The sequence below is a fragment of the Arsukibacterium ikkense genome, assembly GCF_000987775.1.
GTDB classification, from domain to species: Bacteria; Pseudomonadota; Gammaproteobacteria; order Enterobacterales; family Alteromonadaceae; genus Alishewanella; species Alishewanella ikkense.
Window position 1 is genome coordinate 1 of record NZ_LAHO01000030.1, and the last position, 3164, is coordinate 3164.

At 50.3% G+C, this 3164-nt stretch carries 1 tRNA gene and 1 rRNA gene; both read left to right on the forward strand.

Annotated features, from left to right (window positions below):
- The first annotated feature begins 1 nt into the window (after nucleotide 1).
- Nucleotides 2–77, forward strand: a tRNA-Ala gene (locus WG68_RS18825).
- A gap of 191 nt (nucleotides 78–268) precedes the next feature.
- Nucleotides 269–3152: ribosomal RNA gene (locus WG68_RS18830) — 23S ribosomal RNA — on the forward strand.
- Nucleotides 3153–3164 lie beyond the last annotated feature (12 nt).

The following is a 3164-nucleotide window of genomic DNA, read 5'->3' on the forward strand; positions in this document are numbered from 1 at the left end:
TGGGGTTATAGCTCAGCTGGGAGAGCGCCTGCCTTGCACGCAGGAGGTCAGCGGTTCGATCCCGCTTAACTCCACCACTTCTGGTTTTAAAAACCTGCTCTAAAAATTCAAAAAAGATAGCATTTATATAGTGTTATGCTTTTTGAGTTTATCTCAAACTGCTCTTTAACAATTTGGCAAGCTGATGTAAAAAGTAACAAACTAAGGTTACATTTAATTGTATACCTTACTCACAACTGTGCATTTCCAAGACATCTTGGGGTTGTATGGTTAAGTGACTAAGCGTACACGGTGGATGCCTTGGCAGTCAGAGGCGATGAAGGACGTACTAACCTGCGAAAAGCTGTGGGAAGCCGGTAAGAGGCGTTAGACCCGCAGATATCCGAATGGGGAAACCCAGCGCATTTATGCGTTATCGTTACATGAATACATAGTGTAACGAGGCAAACCGGGAGAACTGAAACATCTAAGTACCCCGAGGAAAAGAAATCAACCGAGATTCCGTTAGTAGCGGCGAGCGAACGCGGATTAGCCCTTAAGTTGTATTGGTGTTAGTGGAATGTTCTGGAAAGAACAGCGATACAGGGTGATAGCCCCGTACACGACAATGCCTTTACAGTGAAAACGAGTAGGACGGGACACGTGGTATCCTGTTTGAACATGGGGGGACCATCCTCCAAGGCTAAATACTCCTGACTGACCGATAGTGAACCAGTACCGTGAGGGAAAGGCGAAAAGAACCCTTGTAAAGGGAGTGAAATAGAACCTGAAACCGTGTACGTACAAGCAGTGGGAGCCCACTTTGTTGGGTGACTGCGTACCTTTTGTATAATGGGTCAGCGACTTACATTCTGTAGCGAGGTTAACCGAATAGGGGAGCCGTAGGGAAACCGAGTCTTAACTGGGCGAATAGTTGCAGGGTGTAGACCCGAAACCGGGCGATCTATCCATGAGCAGGTTGAAGGTTGGGTAACACTAACTGGAGGACCGAACCCACTACTGTTGAAAAAGTAGGGGATGACTTGTGGATCGGAGTGAAAGGCTAATCAAGCTCGGAGATATCTGGTTCTCCTCGAAAGCTATTTAGGTAGCGCCTCGGACGAATACCACTGGGGGTAGAGCACTGTTTGGGCTAGGGGGTCATCCCGACTTACCAACCCCATGCAAACTCCGAATACCAGTGAGTAATATCCGGGAGACACACGGCGGGTGCTAACGTCCGTCGTGAAAAGGGAAACAACCCAGACCGCCAGCTAAGGTCCCAAAGTAATGATTAAGTGGAAAACGATGTGGGAAGGCATAGACAGCTAGGAGGTTGGCTTAGAAGCAGCCACCCTTTAAAGAAAGCGTAATAGCTCACTAGTCGAGTCGGCCTGCGCGGAAGATGTAACGGGGCTAAATCATTCACCGAAGCTGCGGACTTGTGCTTGCACAAGTGGTAGAGGAGCGTTCTGTAAGCCGTTGAAGGTAGACCGGGAGGTTTGCTGGAGGTATCAGAAGTGCGAATGCTGACATGAGTAACGATAAGGGGAGTGAAAAACTTCCCCGCCGAAAGACCAAGGGTTCCTATCCCATGCTAATCAGGGTAGGGTGAGTCGGCTCCTAAGGCGAGGCTGAAAGGCGTAGTCGATGGGAAACAGGTTAATATTCCTGTACCGGCCAATACTGCGATGGGGGGACGGAGAAAGCTAGGCAGGCGCGGCGTTGGTAGTCCGCGTGAAAGTATGTAGGCAGAGAGATTAGGTAAATCCGGTTTCTTAATGCTGAGATACGAGACGAGTGTCTAAGGACACGAAGCTGTTAACGCTATGCTTCCAGGAAAAGCCTCTAAGCTTCAGGTATTGGTGACCGTACCCTAAACCGACACAGGTGGTCAGGTAGAGCATACCAAGGCGCTTGAGAGAACTCGGCTGAAGGAACTAGGCAAAATAGTACCGTAACTTCGGGAGAAGGTACGCTCTTTGTTGTGAAGGACTTGCTCCGTAAGCAATAGAGAGTCGCAGTGACCAGCTGGCTGCAACTGTTTATTAAAAACACAGCACTCTGCAAACTCGCAAGAGGACGTATAGGGTGTGACACCTGCCCGGTGCCGGAAGGTTAATTGATGGGGTTAGCGCAAGCGAAGCTCTTGATCGAAGCCCCGGTAAACGGCGGCCGTAACTATAACGGTCCTAAGGTAGCGAAATTCCTTGTCGGGTAAGTTCCGACCTGCACGAATGGTGTAATGATGGCCAGGCTGTCTCCAGCCGAGACTCAGTGAAATTGAAATTGCGGTGAAGATGCCGTATACCCGCGGCTAGACGGAAAGACCCCGTGAACCTTTACTATAGCTTGGCACTGAACATTGACCCTACATGTGTAGGATAGGTGGGAGGCTTTGAAGTTGTGACGCTAGTCACGATGGAGCCGTCCTTGAAATACCACCCTTGTATGTTTGATGTTCTAACGTAGGTCCCTGAATCGGGATTGCGGACAGTGTCTGGTGGGTAGTTTGACTGGGGCGGTCTCCTCCTAAAGAGTAACGGAGGAGCACGAAGGTTGGCTAAGTACGGTCGGACATCGTACGGTTAGTGTAATGGTAGAAGCCAGCTTAACTGCGAGACAGACACGTCGAGCAGGTACGAAAGTAGGTCATAGTGATCCGGTGGTTCTGTATGGAAGGGCCATCGCTCAACGGATAAAAGGTACTCCGGGGATAACAGGCTGATACCGCCCAAGAGTTCATATCGACGGCGGTGTTTGGCACCTCGATGTCGGCTCATCACATCCTGGGGCTGAAGTCGGTCCCAAGGGTATGGCTGTTCGCCATTTAAAGTGGTACGCGAGCTGGGTTTAGAACGTCGTGAGACAGTTCGGTCCCTATCTGCCGTGGGCGTTGGATGATTGAGTGGAGTTGCTCCTAGTACGAGAGGACCGGAGTGAACGAACCGCTGGTGTTCGGGTTGTCATGCCAATGGCACTGCCCGGTAGCTACGTTCGGAACGGATAACCGCTGAAAGCATCTAAGCGGGAAGCCGGCCACAAGATGAGTCATCCCTTAGACTTCGAGTCTACTAAAGGGTCGTTGAAGACCACAACGTTGATAGGTGAGATGTGGAAGCGTGGTGACACGTTAAGCTAACTCATACTAATTGCCCGAGAGGCTTAACCATACAACGCCCAAG